The sequence below is a fragment of the Nocardia sp. CA-135953 genome (genome assembly GCF_050955735.1).
Lineage (GTDB): Bacteria > Actinomycetota > Actinomycetes > Mycobacteriales > Mycobacteriaceae > Nocardia.
The window spans coordinates 902,489-922,369 of record NZ_CP192082.1; the positions used below are offsets into that span (position 1 = coordinate 902,489).

Here is a 19,881-nt window from a genome sequence, read left to right on the forward strand (position 1 = left end):
GCCATGACGCGCAGGGGGCGGGTTCCGCTCAGCGAGCAGGTTTACGAATCGCTGCGGCGGGACCTGGCCACGGGGACGATCGTGCCCACCGAACGGCTCGGCGAGGAACGCCTGGCCGAGACGTACGGGGTTTCGCGCACCCCCGTGCGGGAAGCGCTTGCCCGGCTGCAGGCCGACGGATTGGTGGAGCGGCATGCCGACGGGCTGTATCCCTATCGACCGCGGTTGGAGGAGCTGGACAATCTGTTCGAATTGCGGATCGTGTTGGAGGCCAGGGGAATTCAGCGGGTGATCGGCATCATCGGAGAACCCGCACCGGCACACGAGTTGTCCCTGGTGCGTGCGGAACTCGACATCTGGCGCGGATTTCGCGACGATCCGCCCGAACCGGGCCCCGCGCTGGTCGCCGTGGACGAGCACTTCCACACGACTCTGCTTGCCGCGGCGGGCAATACAGCGCTGGCGGACGCGCTCACCGGTGTGTATGTCCGGGTCCGTCCGGTCCGGACACTGGACCTGCCGACGCCGGAGCGGATCGCCACCATGACCGCCGAGCACATCGCTATCGCCGAACAACTGCTCGATGGCGATCCCGCTGCCGCGCTGCGCACGCTCACCGCGCACATCGGTAGCTCGCGCACCCATGTACTCGCGCGCGCCCAGCAGGCGATCGAGTTCACGAAACTCTCACGCGCCGTCCGGGATTGACTCGTCGGCGAAGAGGTATTTCACGAGCGCTCACTCGGCGAGTAGCTTCAGCACGACGGGGCGGGACAGGGTGCCCGACACCTGGCGGGCGAGTTGGTTGGCGCTGGTGCCTTCGGTGTGGGCGTCGCGCAGCGCAGTGGCGAGTTCGTCGCGGGCGGCGTCGGCGGCGGCCTGGGCCTCGCGCAGACGTTGCGCGGCGCGGCCGACGGGATCGGTCGGCACATCGGCCGCAGGTGCGCTGTCAACGCTGGTCGATTCGGTGGTCAACTCGTTGACCGGCTCGCGGTGTGGGATCGATTTATCCGTTCGCAGCGCCGCCCTGGCGAACTCCATCATGAATTCGCGGGTCGCCTGCTGGTTCTCGGCATCCGCGCCGAGCAGCAGGCGAGTGGTCTGCGGGACGGCGAGGCTCCAGTTGGACAGGCCGCACAGGGCGAGCAGCAGTCGGCCCGCGTGGCTGGCGTCGACGTCGAACTGCTCCTTGGCGCGGTCGAATTTCCGCAGGTAGTGCTGGGCCCGCCAGCCGTCGATATCGTGCGCGTCGGTGCCGCGATGCAGGCCCTCCCAGAGCAAAAGCCGTAGCAGTTGCGGATTTTCGCGGTGGTAGTCGAACAGCTTGCCCACGTACTCGCCGGGTTCGGTCTCGGCCAGGGGCTGGACCACATCCATGAATTCGCGCATGGTGTCGATCAGGATGATGTCGAAGAGCTTGTCCTTGCTGCCGAACAGGCCGTAGATGCGCTCCTTGTTCACCCCGGCCGCCTCCGCGATCCGGTCGACCCGCGCGCCGGCCAGGCCGTATTCGGCGAATTCGTCGCGCGCGGCGCGCAGCAGCGCCTGCCTGGTCGCGTCGCTCCGTTTCATCGTGACCGCCATGACCGCGACTTTACCATCCCATTAAACCAACTATTTGGTTGACAACTGCCCGGCTGTGGGCCTAATTTCGTTCACATGGCAACGCCGACTCTTCAGCTTCCGGCCGGTAACCCGGCTCCGGCACGCACTCGCGGCGCGTCACCACGCGCGCACACCGGGCGTACCCTCCCTGTTTTCGTCCTGTCCGCACTCCTGGCCACCGGCCAGATGTACATCCCGATCCCCCTGTTCACAGCCATGAAGGCCGACTGGAATGTGGGCGCGGGCACGATGACCTGGATCATCAGCGCCTTCGCCTTCGGCTATGCGGGTGGCTTCGTGCTGTTCGGCCCGCTGTCGGATCGCTACGGCCACCGCCGGGTACTGGTCACCGGCATGATCGCCGCTGCGGTGGTCACACTGTTGACCGGCCTATCGTTCAGTGCGCCGATCGCGGTCGGCCTGCGCGTCGCGCAGGGACTTGTCGTCGGATCGATTCCGCCCGCGATCATGGCCTATATCGCCACCCGCATCGCACCGGCGCATCGGGCGGTGGTGACCATGTCGGTCGCCACTTCCTTCCTGGCCGCGACCGTGCTGGCACAGATCGCCTCGCAGGCCGTCGTCGCCGCGTTCCCGTGGCGCACCATGTTCATCGGCTCGGCCGTAGTTTTCGTGGCGCTCGCATTCGTGCTGCGTGCGGTCATGCTCGACGATGCACCCACCGGGCGCGACAAGCCCCTTGTGCACAGTTACGCCGCGATCCCCGCGGTGCTGCGCATCAAGGCGCTGCTGCCGATGCTGGCAGCGGGCGCGCTGGCCATGGCGGTGATGGTCGGGGTGTACACCGGCATCGAAATCACCGGTCTGGTCAAGGGTTCCGGTGAACTGCTCGCCCTGCGTGCGGGCGCGTTGCCGGTGATGTTCGCACTGCCGTTGCTGGCAATCCCGCTCTCGCGCCTGACCAAGCCGGGCCAGATGGTGCTCGGCGTGCTGGTCGCCGCCACCGCCATGGTGATCGCCACCTTCGAGGGCACCCACCTCGCGGTGCTGACCATCCTGCTCGCCGTGCTGGTCGGCGGGCTCGGCGTCATCGCGCCCGCGGTCCTGCAGACCGCGGGGGAGTTGGGTGGTGCGGCGCGTGCCGCCGCATCCTCGGTCGCCATGTTCAGCTTCTACGTCGGTGCCACCGCCGGTCCGCTGGTGGCCGCGGCCGCTGCGCCGCACGGCTTTTCGGTACTGGCATGGACCCTGGCCATCCTGCTGGTCGCGGCGCTCGGCCTGACCCTGTTCGGGGTGCGGATGCAGCGCTCGACGCTGCCTGTGTAGTCGAATGCGCCAGGCCGACATCGGAATTCGCGATGTCGGCCTTTGCGCGTTATCTTGAAGAACTCCGCCCGCGACGCCGTGCCATGGCTCCACGTGCAGGACCGCGAGGATTTCCGTGCGGTGTGCGCAGTTCCGCGTCACTTGAGGACATACGGCGATACCGAGCTTCGATGTTCGCTGATATCGAGCACCTTGCCCAGTGGCGGAAACGCGCGCTGCGGGCAATTGGCGCGTTCACAGACCCGGCAGCCCGCACCGATCGGCGTGGCCTTGGCCACGTCGAGATCGATGCCGTCGGCGTAGACGACGCGCCCCGCGTGCCGCAGCTCGCAACCCAGACCGATCGCAAAGGTCTTGCTGGCCTGGCCGTATCGGGTCGCGCGGCGTTCGACGGTGCGGGCCACCCACAGGTATTTGCGACCGTCGGGCATCTGGGCGATCTGCGTCATGATCTTGCCCGGATAGGCGAAGGTTTCGTAGACATTCCACAGCGGGCAGGTGCCGCCGCTGGAGGAGAAGTGAAAACCGGTGGCGGACTGGCGTTTCGACATGTTTCCCGCGCGGTCGACGCGCACGAAGGAGAACGGAACGCCGCGTAGCTTCGGCCGCTGCAGGGTGGAGAGGCGATGGCAGATCGTCTCGTAACTCTGGGTGAAGAAGGCCGAGAGCCGCTCGATATCGTAGCGGAAATCCTCGGCGACCTCGTGAAAGTGCGTGTAGGGCAGCACGGTTGCCGCGGCGAAGTAGTTCGCCAGTCCGAGCATGGCCAGCTTGCGGGTGTCCTCGGAGGCGAAATTGCCCTCCTCGACCAGCTTTTCGAGCAGGTCGCCGCATTCGAAGTAGGCGAGTTCGGCGGCGAGTTTGAAGGTGCGCTGACCACCGGACAGATGCGGCGCGATCTCCAACCGCTGGGTCTCCGGATCGTAGCGGTGCAATACGCCTTCGCCGAGATCGATGCGCTCGATAATGTGCACGTCGTGTTCGCGCAGCAGGCGGGCGATCTCGCTGTTCACATCGCCGCCGTGGAAGCGGATGCGGGCGGTGAGTTCCTCTGCGGCGGTATCCAATTCGTGGATGTAGTTCTGTCGCTGATAGAAGAAGTCGCGCACTTCCTCATGTGGTTTGCTGATCGCCGCGCTACCGGATCCGTCGGCGAAGCGGTCCTCGGTGGCGGCGGCCAGCTGCGCGGAGGTGTTGCGGTACCGGTTGTGCATATTGACCAGTGCGCGCGCCATGCTCGGATGCGCGGAGACCATATCCGCTATCTCTTGGGTATCGGCCTCGATGCCGAGCTCCTGGTCCATCACGACCTCTTGGAGTTCGGCGATGAGCCGGGTGTCGTCCTGGGAGGAGAAAAACGTCGCGTCGACGCCGAAGACTTCGCTGATGCGCAGCAATACCGGTACGGTGAGCGGGCGCACATCGTGTTCGATCTGGTTGAGGTAACTCGCCGAGATCTCCAGCTTCTGGGCGAGTGAGACCTGGCTCAGCCCTCGTTCGGTCCGCAGCTGACGAAGCCGCGCCCCGACGTAAGTCTTGGCCATATGTCCAGTTTATGAGCGGTTCGCAAACCTGCCAATGGGTAATTAGCAGCAGAGCTGAGCGATATGTCACAGGGGCGGGTTACCGTCGAGTGATGCTGTTCTCGGATGTCGTGCAGGCCTCGGAGACCGTCCGTGCGACCCGGTCCCGGAAGACGAAGATAGCGACCCTGGCCGCGCTGTTGTCCGAGGCCGCCCCGGATGAGCTGGAGCCGGTGGTCGCCTGGGTCTCCGGTGAACTACGGCAGGGGCGCATCGGCACCGGCTGGCGCACGCTGACAGCACTCGAATGCGAGCCGAGTGAGCTGGCGACGCTGACGGTTTCGTCGGTCGACGGCACGCTGAGCGAATTGGCCACCACCTCCGGCCCCGGCTCGACCAACCGGCGCAAGGAATTGCTACGCGGATTGTGGACCGCAGCCACCGCCGACCAGCAGGCCTTCCTGATGCGTCTGCTCGGCGGCGAGTTGCGCCAGGGCGCGCTCACCGCGATCGTCACCGAGGCGGTCGCGGTGGCCGCGGCGGTGCCGATCGAACTGGTCCGGCGGGCGTACATGCTCTCCGGGCAGTTACCGGTCACGGCCGTCGCCGCGCTGACCGGTGGGGCCGAGGCGCTCGGCGAATTCCGGCTCGAGGTCGGTCGCCCGATCCAACCCATGCTCGCCTCGCCCGGCGCCACCCTGGACGAGGCGATGGCCGAATTCGGCGACGAGGTGAGTGTCGAACACAAGCTGGACGGCGCGCGCATCCAGGTGCACCGGCAGGGTTCGCGTGTGTGGGTGTTCACGAGGACACTGCGCGATATCACGGCCGGTGTGCCGGAACTGGTCGATCTGGTCGCCCAGCTCGACTGTAGGAGCGTGGTGCTGGACGGAGAAACGTTGGCGCTCAACGATTCCGGACGGCCACGTCCGTTCCAGGAGACGATGAGCCGCTTCGCCGAGGTCAGCTCGACCAGGGAATTACTGCTGCACCCGTACTTCTTCGACTGCTTGCACCTCGACGGTGCGGATCTGCTCGACGCGCCGCTGCACGAGCGCCGCACTGCGCTGACCGAAGTCGCGGCCGCACATAGTATTCCGGCCTTGATCCGACCCGATGCCGAGGCGGCCGCGGAGTACTTCGACGGTGCGCTGGCCGCCGGGCACGAGGGCGTCATGGTCAAGTCGTTGACCGCGCCGTACGCCGCGGGCCGCCGCGGCCGGTCCTGGCAGAAGATCAAGCCCACGCACACACTGGACCTGCTGGTGCTCGGCGCGGAGTGGGGTTACGGCCGTCGCACCGGTTATCTGTCGAATCTGCACCTCGGCGCGCGCGATTCGGTGACCGGTGATCCGGTGATGGTCGGCAAGACCTTCAAGGGCCTCACCGATGCGCTGTTGCAGTGGCAGACCGCCGAATTCCCGCGGCATGAGCGTGCCCGCGATGAATACACCGTCTACCTCTGGCCCGAACTCGTGGTCGAGATCGCCCTCGACGGTGTCCAGGTGAGTCCGCGCTATCCGGGGGGTGTCGCCCTGCGCTTCGCCCGCGTTGTGCGGTATCGACCGGATAAGTCCGCCGCCGATGCCGACACCATCGAAACGGTCCGCGCGCTGCTGCCGTGATCGGGCGGTCCGCGCTGCCGCGCCCCGCATCGGGATCCGCGTGCGGGCGTCCGAATCGTTATGCGGGCCAGCGGGCCTACTGGCCGAACCTGCTCGGCCGGGTGGCTTTTGGCGACCACACTGGCCGATACCGAATCTGCCGATCCGACAGCCGTTGGCGCCGACTGATCGGTTCCCAGACGATTCACAGCTGGATTGCGAGCATTCTCGAGGTGATCGGAGCAGGATGATCAATGTCGGCGAACGAAGCGGCTCCTCGTAGAACAGGAGCCTTACCCCACGGCTTCCAGCTCGCTCGACCCCGGCGGTTCACTGCTCGGACCGTCTTCCCGCCGACCGGCGGCGCCCATCCCTCGCTCGCGCCGCCGGTCCGCGACCCCCTCGTCGGGCAGCTCCCCGGTGTTCAGCCGGAGCGGAATCAGCCACACGATCGCGGCGACCAGTGCGATGGTGGCGAGCAGGGCATACGAATCGCCGAGTAGGAATTGCCATACCGTCCAACGGAATTCCCGGCCATCGGTCTGCGGTACCTGCCAGATCAGCCCCTGCGGCAGCAGTGGCAGATCCGGATCCCATGCGCCGACCTGGTCGGACCGCAGTGGCCATGCGAAGACGAACAGGTAGATGAGCCCGGGTACGGCGATCCGGACGGCGAGTGGCCGATGGCGCAGCACGTGGATCAGCCACAGCAGTGCCGGTGTGATCCACACCCAGTAGTGGGTCCAGGAAATCGGCGAGACCAGCAGCATTACCGTGGCCGCGAGCAGTGCGCCCAGCAATTGGTCACCGCGCAGGTGGGCGATGCGCGCGGCCGCCATTCCGGCGAGTCCGAGCAGTCCGGCGCAGACGAACGAGGACGTGGTATCGCCCGAGGTCGACCATTCCAGGCGGCCGAACATGCCGTTGATCGACTGATTCTGCACATAGGCGAAGCCGATTCGGTTCTGCGAGGTCATGGTCGTTGTCCAGAACTGCAGTGCCTGGGTCGGCCGGTACCAGAAGCCGATCGCGACCGTGGCGCCGAAGGTCGCCGCGGCCGTCGCGGCGGCTCGGAATTGGCGGGTGACGAGCAGATAGACGATGAAGACCGCGGGGGTCAGCTTCAGTCCGCTCGCGATGCCGATGAGGATGCCCCGATATCGGCTCTCCTTGGGCATGGCGAGATCGGCCAGGACCAAGGCCATCAGGATCGCGCTGAGCTGACCGAACCGGAACGCCTGCTGGACGGGCTCCAACCAGATCGCTGCGCCGGTGACGGCGATGCTCAATGCCAGCAGACCCGTTCCGCGGCGCATTTGCTGGAGTCTGGCCGCGCTCCAGACGCTCACGAACAGCGACGCCATGGTGAGCACGGTGACGCCGGTCCCGATGTAGTTGATCGGGAATCGCGAGAGTTCGGCACAGATCCACGCGGCGAAAACGGGATAGAGGAAGGGCAGGCCCATCGGTCCGCGGCCGTCGTACAGCAGCGCGGGATGAGTCGCCGCGGCCGTACCGCCCCACATATAGACCTGTAGATCTATTTGGTGCCAGTACATCTGCCAGTTGGGCCGCACGAACAGCAGCCAGGCACCGATGGACAGGGAGGCGAATACTATTGCGGCACTGAGCGTTAACTTGTGCGAGACCTCGAGCTGCGTCTCCGCACCGGCAGTGCGCTGTTCTCCTGTTTGCAGGATGACAGCCATGGAGTTGTTATTCCTTCATCAGGTGATACAGCTCTAGCGGACAGCAAATCCTTAGCTAAACTAAAGGCAATTCATCGTATCATCGCTGCCCAACGACGGCTGCGCATACTTTTCCCTGGGGTGGTGAGACCTACCCCGCGAGCACCCGCAGCAGATGTTCGACCTCGGACCGGATCGCATCGCGAGCAGGATTCAGGTACTTGCGCGGGTCGGCAATGGTGGGGCTGTCCGCGAGCACGGTCCGAATCACTTCGGTGGCAACGACATTCAGCCGGGTGGCGATATTGACTTTGGTCATGCCGCACTGGACGGCGGCTCGCAGACCGGCATCGGGGACACCGGAGGAGCCGTGCAGTACAAGGGGGACGGGGACTTTCGCGGCCAGCCGAGCAATCAGGTCGTTATCGAGTTCGGCCGTGCGGGTTTGCATGGCGTGCGAGGAGCCGACGGCCACGGCGAGGGCATCCACACCGGTTGCCGCGACGAATTCGACGGCCTCGTCCGGATCGGTGCGGATGCCGGGCGCGTGCGCACCGTCCTTACCGCCCACTTCGCCGAGTTCGGCCTCTACGAAGACGTCGCGGTCCTGACACCAGCGAGCGATATCGGCAGTGGCAGCAACGTTTTCGGCGTAGCCGAGCGTCGAGCCGTCGTACATGACCGAGCCGATACCGAGGTCGACCGCGGTGCGAACGAGTTCGAACGAAGTGGCATGGTCCAGGTGCACGGCGATATCGGCGCTACTGTCGGCGGCAATGCTCGAGCAGGCCAGCGCGATCGGGGCGAGATTGCCGTGGTAGCGCACCGTATTCTCCGAAAGTTGGAGCACCACCGGCCGTTTCGCCGCCTCGGCGGCCGCTGCGATGGCCTCGGCGTGTTCGATGGTGATCACATTGAAGGCGCCGAGACCGCCCGGACGGGCGGCCGCGATCAGGTTCGCGACTGGTCGCGAGGTCATGGGGAGGTCTCCTGCGGGGTGGCTAGTCGTTCGACGATCACCGTCGGTGCGATCTGGGTGCGCAGGCGGCGGTCGATTTCACCGGCCACCGGGATGACGACCGCGGCGGCCGAGGTGGCGACGGCGTCTACCAGAATGGCGGGCCAGTCGGGGTTTTCCTTCGCATCCGACAGGGCCGCGATCACCGCGGCTGTCGCGGAATCGCCCGCGCCGGTGGGGTTTCCGGCGAGTGGTTCGGGCAGGGCCGCCGACCACGCGCCCTCGGCGGTGACCACGACCATGCCCTCGGCGCCGCGGGTGGCGATGACGGCGCGCACGCCGCGTTCGATGAGCGGAAGTGCGGCCGTGGCGACTTCGCCGGGGGTCACCGGGACTCGTCCGGTGAGACGTTCCAGCTCTTCGGTATTCGGCATCAGCACGATGCCGGGGATCTGCGCGGCCAGGCGCAGTGACTCGCCGTCGACGTCGCAGACGGTCGGGACACCGGCGGCGATGGCGGTGCGCGCGATTTCGGCGGGCAGGCCGTGGGCGATGCCGCCCGGCAGTGATCCCGAGATGACCAGGCCGTTGATATCGGGCAGCATGCCCGAAACGCGGACCGAGAGCTGTTCGGCGGCATGTGGATTCGACACCCGTGCGCCCGGCTCCCACAGTGCGGTCGCGGTACCGTCGCCCGATTCGCTGATCACCACCGTGCGCCGGACCCAGGGCAGTGCGTGCACGAAGTCGACCGGCATCTCCAGCTCGGCGGCGGCCGCGAAGGCGTGGTCGGAGAATCCCGTCGCCCTGGCATATTTTCCGAGCTGATTGAGCACCCGTGTCACATTGATGCCCTTGCCGCCGATGCGCTGCTCGACCGAACGGACCCGATGGGCCTGGCCGCGCTGGAAATGCTCTACCCGGTAGGTCATATCGTAGGCGGGATTCATTGTCACGGTGAGGATCACGTCAACAACTGTCCACGTCTGAGCACCCGGCGCAACTGTAGATTGCCATCGACTATCAGCAGGTCGGCGAAAAAGTCGGCCCTGAGGTCGCCCACATCGGCCAGTCCCGCCGCCGCGGCCGGTACCGAAGTGGCGGCGATCACAGCCTCGCGCAACGGCACACCGCATTCCTGGACCACCCAGGCGAGGCAGCGCAGGAGGTGGGCGGTGCCGCCCGCGATGGATCCATCGGCTATTCGGGCCACGCCATCGGCGACGTGCACGACTTGCGGACCGAGCTGATATTCGCCGTCGGGCATGCCCGCTGCCTGCATCGCGTCGGTGATCAGCGCGACCTGTCCGCGTGCGGTCGCGAAAACCAATGCGCCGAAACCTGAGTCGATGTGTACCCCGTCGCCGATCAGCTCGACGACGACCTGGCGCTGCGCGGCGGCGACGAGTGCGGCGGCCACCGGACCGGGCGTTCGGTGATGCAGTGGCGGCATTCCATTCGCCAAGTGCGTGACCAGACTTCCGAATCCATTGGGGCGCAGGGCCTGTCCGAACCGGGGGAAATCGGTATCGCTGTGGCCCAGCGACACCACCACATCGCTGTCGGAAAGACGTCGGGCGACCTTGTCGAATCCCGGCAGCTCCGGGGCGAGCGTCATGACCCGCAGATGCCCGTCGGCGGCAGCGAGCAGCCGTTCGGTGAGCTCGAGATCGGGATCGCGCAGATATCGGGGATCCTGCGCACCGCACCGCGCGGCGGCCAGAAACGGTCCCTCGGCATGGATTCCGCCGATGGTGCCGTCCGTCGCCAAGGATCGCAGCGTAGCGACCTGCGCGATCATGTCGGGTGCGGCGCCGGTGACGACGCTGGCCAGCACGGTGGTGGAGCCGTGCGTGTGATGGAATTCGGCGGCCGCGCGGGCTTCGGCGCCGTCGACGGTGTCGAACCGATGGCCGAAGCCGCCGTGGTTGTGAATATCGACGAGTCCGGGCAGTACGGTGCCGGAAAACGGCGGCACGGTCGAATCCGGATGTGCGGCAACCCATTCCGCGAGCGCGCGTACCGTGTGGATCCGGCCGGCGCGAATGGATACGACGCCGTCGTCGAATTCGGATGTCGCGGAAACGATCCGTCCGCGAATCTCGAGACTCATCCTGGTCTCGACGCGAGTCACGTGAGCGCTCCCTGTCTGGCGAACAATGCCGCACCCATGAGCCCCGCGCGAACACCGAACTCGCCGAGTACAACCCGGGGCGCGGGCACCACGCGCAGGCGTTCGGCAATGGTGTGGTGCAGGGGTTCGGTCAGCGCGGGTCCGGCCCCGGCCAGGCCGCCGCCGAGAATGATCAGTTCGGGACAGGCCGCATGGATGAGGCCGAGCAGTCCGTCGGCAAGCGCGCTGATCGCTTCGGCGACCACGGCGTTGGCGTCGGAATCGGTATCCAATATCGCGAAAACATCAGCTGCGCTTGCTGTTTCGTGACCCGTTCGGTTCGCGTACGCGCGGGCGATGGCTGCGCCGGACGCCACGGTCTCCACGCAGCCGATATTGCCGCAGGGACAGCGCAATCCGTCGGCGTGCCGCACCGGGATGTGTCCGTATTCGCCGGTCTGTCCGTACGCGCTGCGCATCAAACGGCCACCGACGGAAAGGGTGCCGCTGATGCCGGTGCCAAGAATGACCACGCAGACGTCATCGTGGCCGCGCCCGGCGCCGAACCGCCATTCGGCCCAGCCCGCCACCGCGACATCGTGCTCGATCAGCACCGGCATACCCCAGCGCTCGGTGAACCGATCGCCGATGTGCACATCGCGCCAACCGACATTGCTGCTGAATACCGCGATCGAACGGACCGGATCGACAATGCCCGGCAGCAGGACCGCCGCGCGCGCGACGCGATCGCGCTGGTCATCGGTCAACTCCGCCAGCAACTGATCGCCGAGTGCCCCCATGGTCTCGAAGGCCGCCTCGCCCTGCGGCGTGGCTACCACACCCGAGGCGAGCACCGTGCCCGCGGCGTCGGTGACCTCACCTTTCATCGTGGTGCCGCCGACATCTAGGCCGAGCACCAGCAGATCATCGGTCAACGCCGTGACCGGCTGCTGATGCGCAACCGGCCCCGGCGCCGCCGCGGCGTCCGGCACCGCCGCGACCGCCGCGTCCGTGCGGTCCGCGAGATCGTCGCGGTGCGCGGTGGCCGGGGGCTTTTCCGTTCCCATATCCGCACAGTAGTTCCTGGTAGCGACCGCTCACTGATCCAGAACGACGGAACGGTTGAGGTTGCGCGGATGATCCGGGTCGAGGCCTTGGTCGGCGGCGCGCAGCACACACAGCTGGTGCACCCGCACCAGATCGGCCATCGGATCGATATCGCGATGCTCGAAGCGCGCTCCGGTGACGGCCACGTCCTCCGCGAAATTGGGGACCAGCGGTCCGAACGCCCAGACGGCGCGGCCGGGGGTGGAGATGCTGATCGGCCCGTGCCGGTATTCGGTCTGCAGATACGACTCGGTCCAGGACTGGCAGGATTCGCGCAGCTTGAGCCCCGCCTCCTCGGCGATCGCGGCCGCGAAACCCATCCCGACGAAGCTGATCTGCTCGGCACGACGCACGTCGGCCAGTGCCGTAACTGGATCCTCGGCGAGTACGGCCCTGGCCTGCTCGATGGCCGGACGCAGATCCTCGCCGAGATGCCAGCGCAGAATCGCCAGCGCGGTGGTGGCGAAACGGGTCTGTACCACCGACTGCTCGTCGACCTCGTCGATCAGGATCGGATCGCCCAGGTCGAGCACCGGGGTGCCCGGACTGCTGCAGATGACGGTGCGCGGAATGCGCGCCGGTATCGCCCGCATGGCATCGACCACTTCGGTGGTGGTGCCGGAGCGGCAGATGACGAGGTAGCGGTCGTAATCGCGGTCGCCGCGGATTTCGCTCGCGGGCCAGGCATCGGTAATGCCCTGCCCCGAACTCTCGCGCAATGACGCGATGGCACGGGACATGAACAGTGAAGTGCCGCAACCGATGACGGCGACACGCTCGCCCGGTTGGGGCAGTACGGCGCGGTGCTCGGCGGCGGTGGCCTCGGCGCGAACCCAGTCGTCCGGCTGGGTGGCGACTTCGGCGGCCAGATGAGTCACGGGGGTGGGGTCAGCGGAGATCGGCACAACAACAGGATCACTCTCGGTGATCGTTCATGTCAAATTTACGAGCAAATCAGTCACATGTGATCACAGTTAGGTCTAGCCTGTTGATCAAGCGATTCGTTCGCTCCATCATCGGCGCTTCAGTAGCGCCCGGAGTGAAAATTTGAAAGGTTCTGCTCGTGAAAAGACCCCTCCACGGCGTCCTCGCGGGGATCGCGATGGTCACCGGCCTCGCACTCGCCGTCTCGTCCTGTGGTTTCGGCTCCAAGGATTCGGCCGACTCCGATACGACGATCAACTTCCTGGCTCCCGCCTACAGCGACGGTGCCAATGGCACGAAGGCGCTGTGGGACCGCATCATCGACGACTTCCAGAAACAGAACCCCGACTACAAGGTCAACCTGCAGATGGAGTCCTGGGAGTCGATCAACGATGTGGTGAAGACCAAACTGCAGTCCAAGTCCACCACCCCGGATCTGCTGAATATCGACGCATACGCCAGCTTCGCCGGTGACGGCATGCTCTATCCGGTGTCCGAGGTCGTCTCCCCGAATGTGCTGTCGGACGTGCAGCCCAGCTTCGCGAAGAACGCCTCGCTGAACGGCACGCAGTACGCGATGCCGCTGTTCGCCTCCACGCGCACCCTGTTCTACAACACCGACCTGTTCGCCAAGGCCGGGGTGAGCACGCCGCCCAAGACCTGGGCCGAGCTGACCGATGCCGCCAAGAAGATCCAGGCGCTCGGCGGCGGTGTCTCCGGCTATGGTCTGCCGCTGGGCAGTGAGGAATCGCAGGCCGAGACGTCGCTGTGGACCTTCGGTGCCGGCGGTAACTGGTCCGACGGCGACAAGATCACCGTGGATACCCCGCAGAACCTGGAGGGGGTCAAGGCCATGCGGGAGATCTTCGACGCCGGAGTCACCCAGCCGAATCCGGGTGCGACCAACCGCAAGGACGTCATCAACTCCTTCATCCAGGGCAAGGTCGGGATGATCGAGGGGCTGCCGCCCACCATCGCCCAGATCGCCGATAAGAATCCGGGTCTGAAGTACGCCACCGCACCCACGCCGACCAAGGACGGTGCGCCCGTCACATTGGGCGTGGCCGATCACCTGATGGCATTCAAGAAGGACGGCAAGAAGGCCGAGACCATCAAGAAGTTCCTCGACTTCTTCTACTCGGCGAATGTGTACTCGAACTTCGTCAAGAACGAGCACTTCATCCCGATCACGACCAGTGCCACCGCGGTGCTCGCCGACGACCCGGTGACCAAGGCTTTCGCGGCGACCCTGCCGGTGGCCGAGTTCTACCCCAGCAATAACCCGAAATGGGCTGCGGTGCAGGGCGCCATGCATCAGCAGATGGGCACCATCGCGCAGGGTGCGGACCCGGCTCAGGTGTTGCAGCGGATTCAGGAAGCAGCGAAATAGCGTGAGGCGCCCAGCGGCCCGAGCGACGGGCCCGAAGGAGGTAGCGAAGCGTGACCACGAAGGGCCCCGGGAGGGCCGCGAATTGAGCAGAGCGACCCGGGTACTTTCAGGGAAGAACTCGACACTGCGGGCCGTCCCCTGGATCGGGCCGACTCTGGTGCTGATCGCGGCGATTGTCGCGTTCCCGGTCGGCTATATGGTCTGGACCAGCACCCGGGACCTGAGCGCCTACGGACAGGACCGCGGCCCCGCCGGACTGGCCAACTACCGAAACCTGTTCGATATCAGCGAATTGGGATCGGTATTGGCACATACCGTGGTCTGGGTGGTCAGCGTCGTGCTGATCACCCTGGTGCTCTCGGCGGGGCTGGCGCAGTTCCTGAACAAGGATTTCCCGGGACGCACCGCGGTGCGGATGGCGATCCTGGTCCCGTGGGCGGCCTCGGTCGTGATGACGACGACCATCTTCTATTACATGCTCGACCCCGATGTCGGCATCGCCAACCGGTTCCTGGTCGATATCGGGCTGCTGGACCGGGGCTACGGCTTCACCAAACAGCCGACGCCCGCCTTCCTGGTGGCGATCGGCGTCGCGGTCTTCGTCTCGATCCCGTTCACCACCTACACGATCCTGGCCGGGCTGCAATCGATTCCGGCCGAGATCGATGAGGCGGGCCGGGTCGACGGCGCCAATGCGTGGCAGCGCTATCGGCATCTCACCCTGCCGCAATTGCGTCCGGCGATCGCGGTGGCCACCATCATCAACATCATCAATGTATTCAACTCGCTGCCCATTCTGCAGGTCATCACCGGCGGTATCGCGGGCTTCGGCGCGGATACGACGACGACGTTGACCTTCAAGCTGATTCGGCAGAACCAGCAGCTCGACACCGCCGCCGCCATGAGCGTGCTCAACTTCGCGCTGATCGTGGTCATCATCGCGATCTATGTGAAGGTCATCAAGCCGACCCAGCAGGTGGACGCATGACGACACAGGCCGACATTCACATCGAGGGTGTGGACATCCCGCCGGACGCCACGGATGTCGAGGCCCCGACCGGTCGAACTCGGCGGCGGCGGTGGGAACTCACCGCGGTCGGGGTCGTGCTCGCCGTCATCTTCCTGACCCCGTTCGTGGTGATGGTGCTCGGCTCGCTGAAGAGCCGCGCCGAAATCCTGCGCATCCCGCCGACGTATCTGCCCGAGACCTGGCATCCGGACAACTACTCCACCATGTGGGACACCCCGGAGACGCCGCTGCCGTACAACCTGGTGAGCACGATAGTCATCTCGGTCTGCGCCACCTTGCTGGTGCTCTTCGTGGCCATCCCGGCCGCGTATTACACGGCGCGGCACAAGTTTCCGGGACGCGCGATATTCCTCGCGCTGGTGCTGGTCACCCAGATGTTGCAACCGACGGTATTGGTGACCGGCCTGATCCGGCAGTTCTTCACCCTCGGCATCAATGACACCTGGCTGGCCATGATCCTGGTGAACGCCGCGTTCAACCTCTCGTTCGCGGTGTGGATCCTGCACAGCTTCTTCGCCGCCATTCCGGTGGAGATCGAGGAGGCCGCGCAGCTCGACGGTCTGAGTCGTTGGCAGATCCTGGTCCGGGTGAGCCTGCCGCTGGTCTGGCCGGGCATCGTCACCGCGACGATTTTCGTGGTGGTGGCCTGCTGGAACGAATTCGCGGCGAGCCTGGTTGTGCTGACCACGCCGGAAAACCAGCCGCTGTCGGTGGCGCTGACCAAATTCGTCGGACAGTACGACACCGCATGGCAGTACGTCTTCGGGATCTCCACGGTGGGCATCGTTCCGGTGGTGATCCTGTTCGCATTCATCGAGAAGCGGCTGGTCGCGGGGCTTACCGCGGGCAGCGTGAAGTAATCGTCCGACGGCGGGTGGTCTTGTGCCCCCGCCGTTTTCGACGATGAATGCGCAGGCCGCCGGATGTCCGCGCGCCGGGGTAGGCGCTCGGCGACCGGTAGCATCGAATCCGTGGCACGGCAGGATGACGAACGCAAGGAGGGCCGCAATTACGGCGGGCTGTCCAAGGAGCAGCGGGTAGCCCAGCGGCAGGCGCGACTCATCGATGCGGCGCTGGAATTATTCGGCACCCAAGGCTACGCGGCCACCTCGATCGAACGGCTGTGTGCCGTCGCGAATGTTTCCACCCGCAGCTTCTACGAGGATATGGGCAGCCGCGAGGCCTTGCTGATCGCGCTGGTCAATCGCATCACCTCGCATGCGGTCGAACGGTCGCTGGAAAGTATGTCGAAGACCGCGGGCCAACCGCTTTCGACGCGGGTCGTCGACAGTTTTCGTGCCTACCTCGAGGTGACCTGCGCCGATCATCGGTCGGCGCGGGTGTGTTACGTCGAAGTGGTCGGCGTCAGTTCGGCGGTGGAGGATTGGCGCAGGCAACAGCGCCGCCTGCTGTCATCGCTGCTGATCAGCGAGGCGGAGCGAGCCGTCGAACGCGGCGAGACCAAGGCGCGCCGGTTCGATCTGTTCGCGCTCGCGGTGATCGGCGCGGTGAATTCACTGGCCCAGGAGCTGGTGCGGACCACCCATCCCGATACCGAGGTGTCACTCGATGAAATATGCGAGGAGATCGCCTATTTCGTGAATTCCGGGCTTGCGTTGAATTGACGGCGGCGGTGAGTTGTATCCGGAGGCGGTTCGCTGGGTGGTCGATCTCGTGCTCGATGGGCTGCGGGGCGCGGTGATAAGGGTGTCCGGCTCGGCAATACGGCGGCCGAATCTCTACCGTCGGCACGTGCCTGTGGTCAGATTGTTTGCGTGCATGGAAAAACGGCAGGTCGCCCGCGTGGGCGGGAAGGTATGAAATGACCGGACCGACGGACCGGCCGCAGCGATGGAACCGACTGTTGGAACTGCTCGCCGAAACCGGGCGCCTCTCGGTAGAAGAAGCCGCCGAACGCCTCGGAGTTTCCCCGGCGACGGTGCGCCGCGACTTCACCGCACTCGCCGAACAGCAGTTGGCGACCAGGACGCACGGCGGTGTGGTCGCGACTTCGGTCGCCTACGACCTGCCCGCGCGCTACCGGCAGGGGGCCGACGAGGCGAAGCAGCGGATCGCGGAACATGCTGCGGGACTAATCGAACCGAATGCGGTAGTCGGAATGAACGGTGGCACAACCACGACCGCGGTGGCACGAGCATTGGCCGGGCGGGCAGATTTGGCGAATGCTGCCGGCGACCAACTGACCATCGTCACCAACGCGCTCAATATCGCGGGTGAGATGGTGCTGCGCCCGCATATGCGCACGATCGTGCTCGGCGGGGTGGCGCGGCGGGAATCCTATGAGCTGCACGGGCCGCTGGCCGAGCGGGCATTGGCCGAATTACGTTTGGATGCACTGATTCTCGGCGTGAACGCGATTTCCGCCGAGGGTGGCGCGCAATGTCGGCACATCGACGAAGCGGGGGTGACCACCGAGATGGTGCGGCGGTCCGGGCATGTGATGGTTGTCGCCACCGCGGACAAACTGGAGCGCTCGGCCTTGGCTCGGATCTGCGCGATCGAGCAGGTCGATGTGCTGGTGACGGATTCGGATGCGGATCCGGGCGCGGTGGCGACGATTCGGGCTGCGGGGGTTCGGGTGGACGTGGTCTAGGGCGGACGCCGCGCTGAACAGTGCCAGCCCGCCGACGAGCACCCGTCTGCGGCGTACCGGTCACCGAGCGCCGCCCCTGCCATCAACAGCACCGCGAAACTCAGCTTGTAGGCATTGATCGTCCATTCCAGCTCGCCTATCGATGCGTGCGGATCGAGCTGGATCGCATGCATCGCGGTCGTGACGACCAGTGCGTCGAGCACGATCAAACCCGCGAGCGATGTCAGCGCCAGTACCCAGCGCCGTCCCGTGGTCATCTTCATTGCATTCCGCCGATGGGTTTGCGGGTACATACCGGTGCCGCAGCGCCGATTCATCGGAGGTCGCGAAAAGTTTCTAGCGGGTGACTGACATCGACTCTGATGAAGCCGACAGCGTGTGGGATGCGTTCGTGCGTATCTACAGATGCGAAGGCGCGAGATCGGCGACCACAGGAGCCGATTTGCGCAGGGTGCGCACCCATACGGCGAAGCCCCACGCGACGAAGCCCGCATAGATCAGATACAGCGTCGCGGACGGGTAATAGCCCGCCTTCAGCAGCAAAGGCACGCCGACGAGATCGACGGCGATCCAGATCAGCCAGAATTCGGCGAGCCCGCGCGCCATGCCATAGGTCGCCAGCACCGATCCGGTGAAGATCCACGCTTCCGCCCACGGCCCGTAGGAACCGATCAATGCGAACAATCGGGCGAATGCGGCCGTGCCGACCAACATCGCCGCCACCAGTACCAGCCGTTCGCGCCCGCTGGCCCGGCGCGGCGCGACGCCGCGATGTTCGAGTCCGGTTTCGGCGCGCGCATGCCGATACCAACTCCACCAGCCGTACACGCTGACCGCGATGAACATCAGCTGACGCCCGGCCTGTCCGGCCATATTCAAATGCTGTGGCGTGTTGAAGATTCCGCCGACGAAAACGGTGAACAGCAGCGCATTGCCCGCGATCCCGATCGGCCACGCCCAAACCCGCCGCCGCATACCGCCGACCGCGGAGGCCAGACCGAAACCATTGCCGATGATCTCGCGCCAGAGGATTTCCGAGCCCGCGATATGCAACTTGGCGTCGAGCAGCGCGAAAATTGGGTTCACCTCCGCTGTAACCCGGGCGGGTCGATATCTCATCCCAACCTGCGGGTTCGACGCACGCGGATCGAATGTCGCGTAACGATTGCGCAATCTGGGGTGGCGATTCGCAATATCCGTGCAACGACCTGCTCCTAGTGTTTTGGTCATGATGGCGAGCGGTACCGAGGAGCCCACCGGCGGGACGGGCATCCACATCAGCGGTTTGACGAAGACATTCCGGGTCGGCCGGAAGACGGTGCAGGCGCTCGACGAAGTGGAGCTGCATACCGAACAGGGCGCGTTCCTGTCCCTGCTCGGACCATCCGGCTGCGGCAAATCGACGGTGCTGCGCATCCTGGCCGGACTGGAGACACCGACCGCGGGCAAGACGCTCATCGACGGTGAGACCCCCGCCCAACTGCGCAACCGCCATGAACTCGGCATCGCCTTCCAGGATTCGGCGCTGCTCCCGTGGCGTTCGGTGGAATCCAATATCAAACTGCCCTTACAGGTCGCGGGCATCTCGCCGGACCCGGGACTGATCGCGGATCTGGTGCGGTTGGTCGGCCTGGAAGGCTTCGAGAAGGCCAAACCGGCGCAGCTGTCCGGCGGTATGCGCCAACGTGTTTCGATCGCGCGCGCACTTGTTGTGAAGCCGACCGTGCTGCTGCTCGACGAACCGTTCGGTGCGCTCGACGATATGACCAGGCAGCGGCTGAATCTGGAACTGCTGCGGATCTGGACCGAGAAGCCCGCGACCACCCTGATGGTCACGCACGGTATCGCCGAGGCGGTCTTCCTCTCCGATGTCGTCGCGGTGATGAGTCCGCGGCCCGGCCGGGTGCTGGAACTGGTGAAGATCGATCTGCCGCGCCCGCGCACGCCCGAGATGATGCGCACGCCGGAATTCCACAAGTTGCACGATTACCTATCGGAGCTGCTCTTCGGGAAGTCCGGCAAAGGGGGAGTCGCATGA

19 protein-coding genes are annotated in these 19,881 nt (G+C 65.7%); 9 read left to right on the plus strand and 10 right to left on the minus strand.

Annotated features, from left to right (window positions below):
• Nucleotides 1-3 precede the first annotated feature (3 nt).
• Nucleotides 4-708 carry a GntR family transcriptional regulator gene (locus ACQPXH_RS04275; RefSeq protein ID WP_433601041.1) on the plus strand — a complete coding sequence of 235 codons (705 nt, stop codon included), beginning with the start codon at nucleotides 4-6 and terminating at the stop codon, nucleotides 706-708.
• Nucleotides 709-738: 30 nt separating this feature from the next.
• Here ACQPXH_RS04275 and ACQPXH_RS04280 read toward each other — a convergent pair whose 3' ends face one another.
• A complete protein-coding gene (locus ACQPXH_RS04280; RefSeq protein WP_433601042.1) occupies nucleotides 739-1,584 on the minus strand; it encodes a TetR/AcrR family transcriptional regulator in 846 nt (281 codons plus the stop codon).
• A 75-nt stretch (nucleotides 1,585-1,659) separates the two neighbouring features.
• On the opposite strand from ACQPXH_RS04280, the gene ACQPXH_RS04285 reads away from it, so the two are divergent.
• Nucleotides 1,660-2,892, plus strand: a complete 1,233-nt coding sequence (locus ACQPXH_RS04285; RefSeq protein ID WP_433601043.1) for an MFS transporter — start codon at nucleotides 1,660-1,662, stop codon at nucleotides 2,890-2,892.
• A gap of 137 nt (nucleotides 2,893-3,029) precedes the next feature.
• Here ACQPXH_RS04285 and ramB read toward each other — a convergent pair whose 3' ends face one another.
• Nucleotides 3,030-4,436 (minus strand): acetate metabolism transcriptional regulator RamB, encoded by a 1,407-nt coding sequence (gene ramB / locus ACQPXH_RS04290; protein WP_433601044.1) that lies wholly within the window; start codon nucleotides 4,434-4,436, stop codon nucleotides 3,030-3,032.
• Nucleotides 4,437-4,528: 92 nt separating this feature from the next.
• On the opposite strand from ramB, the gene ACQPXH_RS04295 reads away from it, so the two are divergent.
• Complete coding sequence (locus ACQPXH_RS04295) at nucleotides 4,529-6,040, plus strand: ATP-dependent DNA ligase (RefSeq protein WP_433601045.1); 1,512 nt, start codon at nucleotides 4,529-4,531, stop codon at nucleotides 6,038-6,040.
• A 272-nt stretch (nucleotides 6,041-6,312) separates the two neighbouring features.
• Here ACQPXH_RS04295 and ACQPXH_RS04300 read toward each other — a convergent pair whose 3' ends face one another.
• The 6 genes from ACQPXH_RS04300 to ACQPXH_RS04325 all read right to left on the minus strand — a co-directional run bounded on the left by ACQPXH_RS04300 (nucleotide 6,313) and on the right by ACQPXH_RS04325 (nucleotide 12,790).
• On the minus strand, nucleotides 6,313-7,728 hold the full coding sequence (locus ACQPXH_RS04300; protein ID WP_433601046.1) for a glycosyltransferase 87 family protein: 1,416 nt from the start codon (nucleotides 7,726-7,728) through the stop codon (nucleotides 6,313-6,315).
• 130 nt (nucleotides 7,729-7,858) lie between these two features.
• Nucleotides 7,859-8,686, minus strand: a complete 828-nt coding sequence (locus ACQPXH_RS04305; protein WP_433601047.1) for a class II fructose-bisphosphate aldolase — start codon at nucleotides 8,684-8,686, stop codon at nucleotides 7,859-7,861.
• Entirely contained in the window at nucleotides 8,683-9,621 is a 939-nt protein-coding gene (locus ACQPXH_RS04310; protein WP_433601048.1) for a hexose kinase, read from the minus strand. Before ACQPXH_RS04310 ends, ACQPXH_RS04305 begins: the two co-directional genes overlap by 4 nt.
• Before the next feature lie 8 nt (nucleotides 9,622-9,629).
• Entirely contained in the window at nucleotides 9,630-10,799 is a 1,170-nt protein-coding gene (locus ACQPXH_RS04315; protein WP_433601049.1) for an N-acetylglucosamine-6-phosphate deacetylase, read from the minus strand.
• Nucleotides 10,796-11,845, minus strand: a complete 1,050-nt coding sequence (locus ACQPXH_RS04320) for an ROK family protein (RefSeq protein WP_433601050.1) — start codon at nucleotides 11,843-11,845, stop codon at nucleotides 10,796-10,798. Before ACQPXH_RS04320 ends, ACQPXH_RS04315 begins: the two co-directional genes overlap by 4 nt.
• 30 nt (nucleotides 11,846-11,875) lie before the next feature.
• Nucleotides 11,876-12,790, minus strand: coding sequence for an SIS domain-containing protein (locus ACQPXH_RS04325; protein WP_433601051.1), 915 nt, complete (start codon nucleotides 12,788-12,790; stop codon nucleotides 11,876-11,878).
• A gap of 158 nt (nucleotides 12,791-12,948) precedes the next feature.
• Here ACQPXH_RS04325 and ACQPXH_RS04330 point away from each other — a divergent pair, with 158 nt between their 5' ends.
• From ACQPXH_RS04330 to ACQPXH_RS04350, 5 genes are all read left to right on the plus strand, one after another.
• Nucleotides 12,949-14,199, plus strand: coding sequence for an extracellular solute-binding protein (locus ACQPXH_RS04330; protein ID WP_433601052.1), 1,251 nt, complete (start codon nucleotides 12,949-12,951; stop codon nucleotides 14,197-14,199).
• 82 nt (nucleotides 14,200-14,281) lie between these two features.
• Nucleotides 14,282-15,187 carry a carbohydrate ABC transporter permease gene (locus ACQPXH_RS04335; RefSeq protein WP_433601053.1) on the plus strand — a complete coding sequence of 302 codons (906 nt, stop codon included), beginning with the start codon at nucleotides 14,282-14,284 and terminating at the stop codon, nucleotides 15,185-15,187.
• Entirely contained in the window at nucleotides 15,184-16,089 is a 906-nt protein-coding gene (locus tag ACQPXH_RS04340; RefSeq protein ID WP_433601054.1) for a carbohydrate ABC transporter permease, read from the plus strand. The genes ACQPXH_RS04335 and ACQPXH_RS04340 overlap by 4 nt, the downstream gene beginning before the upstream one ends.
• A gap of 111 nt (nucleotides 16,090-16,200) precedes the next feature.
• Nucleotides 16,201-16,854: a TetR/AcrR family transcriptional regulator gene (locus ACQPXH_RS04345; protein ID WP_433601055.1), complete on the plus strand. Its 654-nt coding sequence runs from the start codon at nucleotides 16,201-16,203 to the stop codon at nucleotides 16,852-16,854.
• Between the two features lie 197 nt (nucleotides 16,855-17,051).
• Nucleotides 17,052-17,843 (plus strand): DeoR/GlpR family DNA-binding transcription regulator, encoded by a 792-nt coding sequence (locus tag ACQPXH_RS04350; protein WP_433601056.1) that lies wholly within the window; start codon nucleotides 17,052-17,054, stop codon nucleotides 17,841-17,843.
• On the opposite strand, the gene ACQPXH_RS04355 is transcribed toward ACQPXH_RS04350, so the two are convergent.
• Both ACQPXH_RS04355 and pnuC read right to left on the minus strand, forming a co-directional pair.
• Nucleotides 17,840-18,100: a hypothetical protein gene (locus tag ACQPXH_RS04355; protein WP_433601057.1), complete on the minus strand. Its 261-nt coding sequence runs from the start codon at nucleotides 18,098-18,100 to the stop codon at nucleotides 17,840-17,842. The genes ACQPXH_RS04350 and ACQPXH_RS04355 overlap by 4 nt on opposite strands.
• Nucleotides 18,101-18,242: 142 nt before the next feature.
• Nucleotides 18,243-18,929, minus strand: coding sequence for a nicotinamide riboside transporter PnuC (pnuC, locus tag ACQPXH_RS04360; RefSeq protein WP_433601058.1), 687 nt, complete (start codon nucleotides 18,927-18,929; stop codon nucleotides 18,243-18,245).
• 142 nt (nucleotides 18,930-19,071) lie between these two features.
• On the opposite strand from pnuC, the gene ACQPXH_RS04365 reads away from it, so the two are divergent.
• Nucleotides 19,072-19,881 (plus strand): ABC transporter ATP-binding protein, encoded by an 810-nt coding sequence (locus ACQPXH_RS04365; RefSeq protein WP_433601059.1) that lies wholly within the window; start codon nucleotides 19,072-19,074, stop codon nucleotides 19,879-19,881.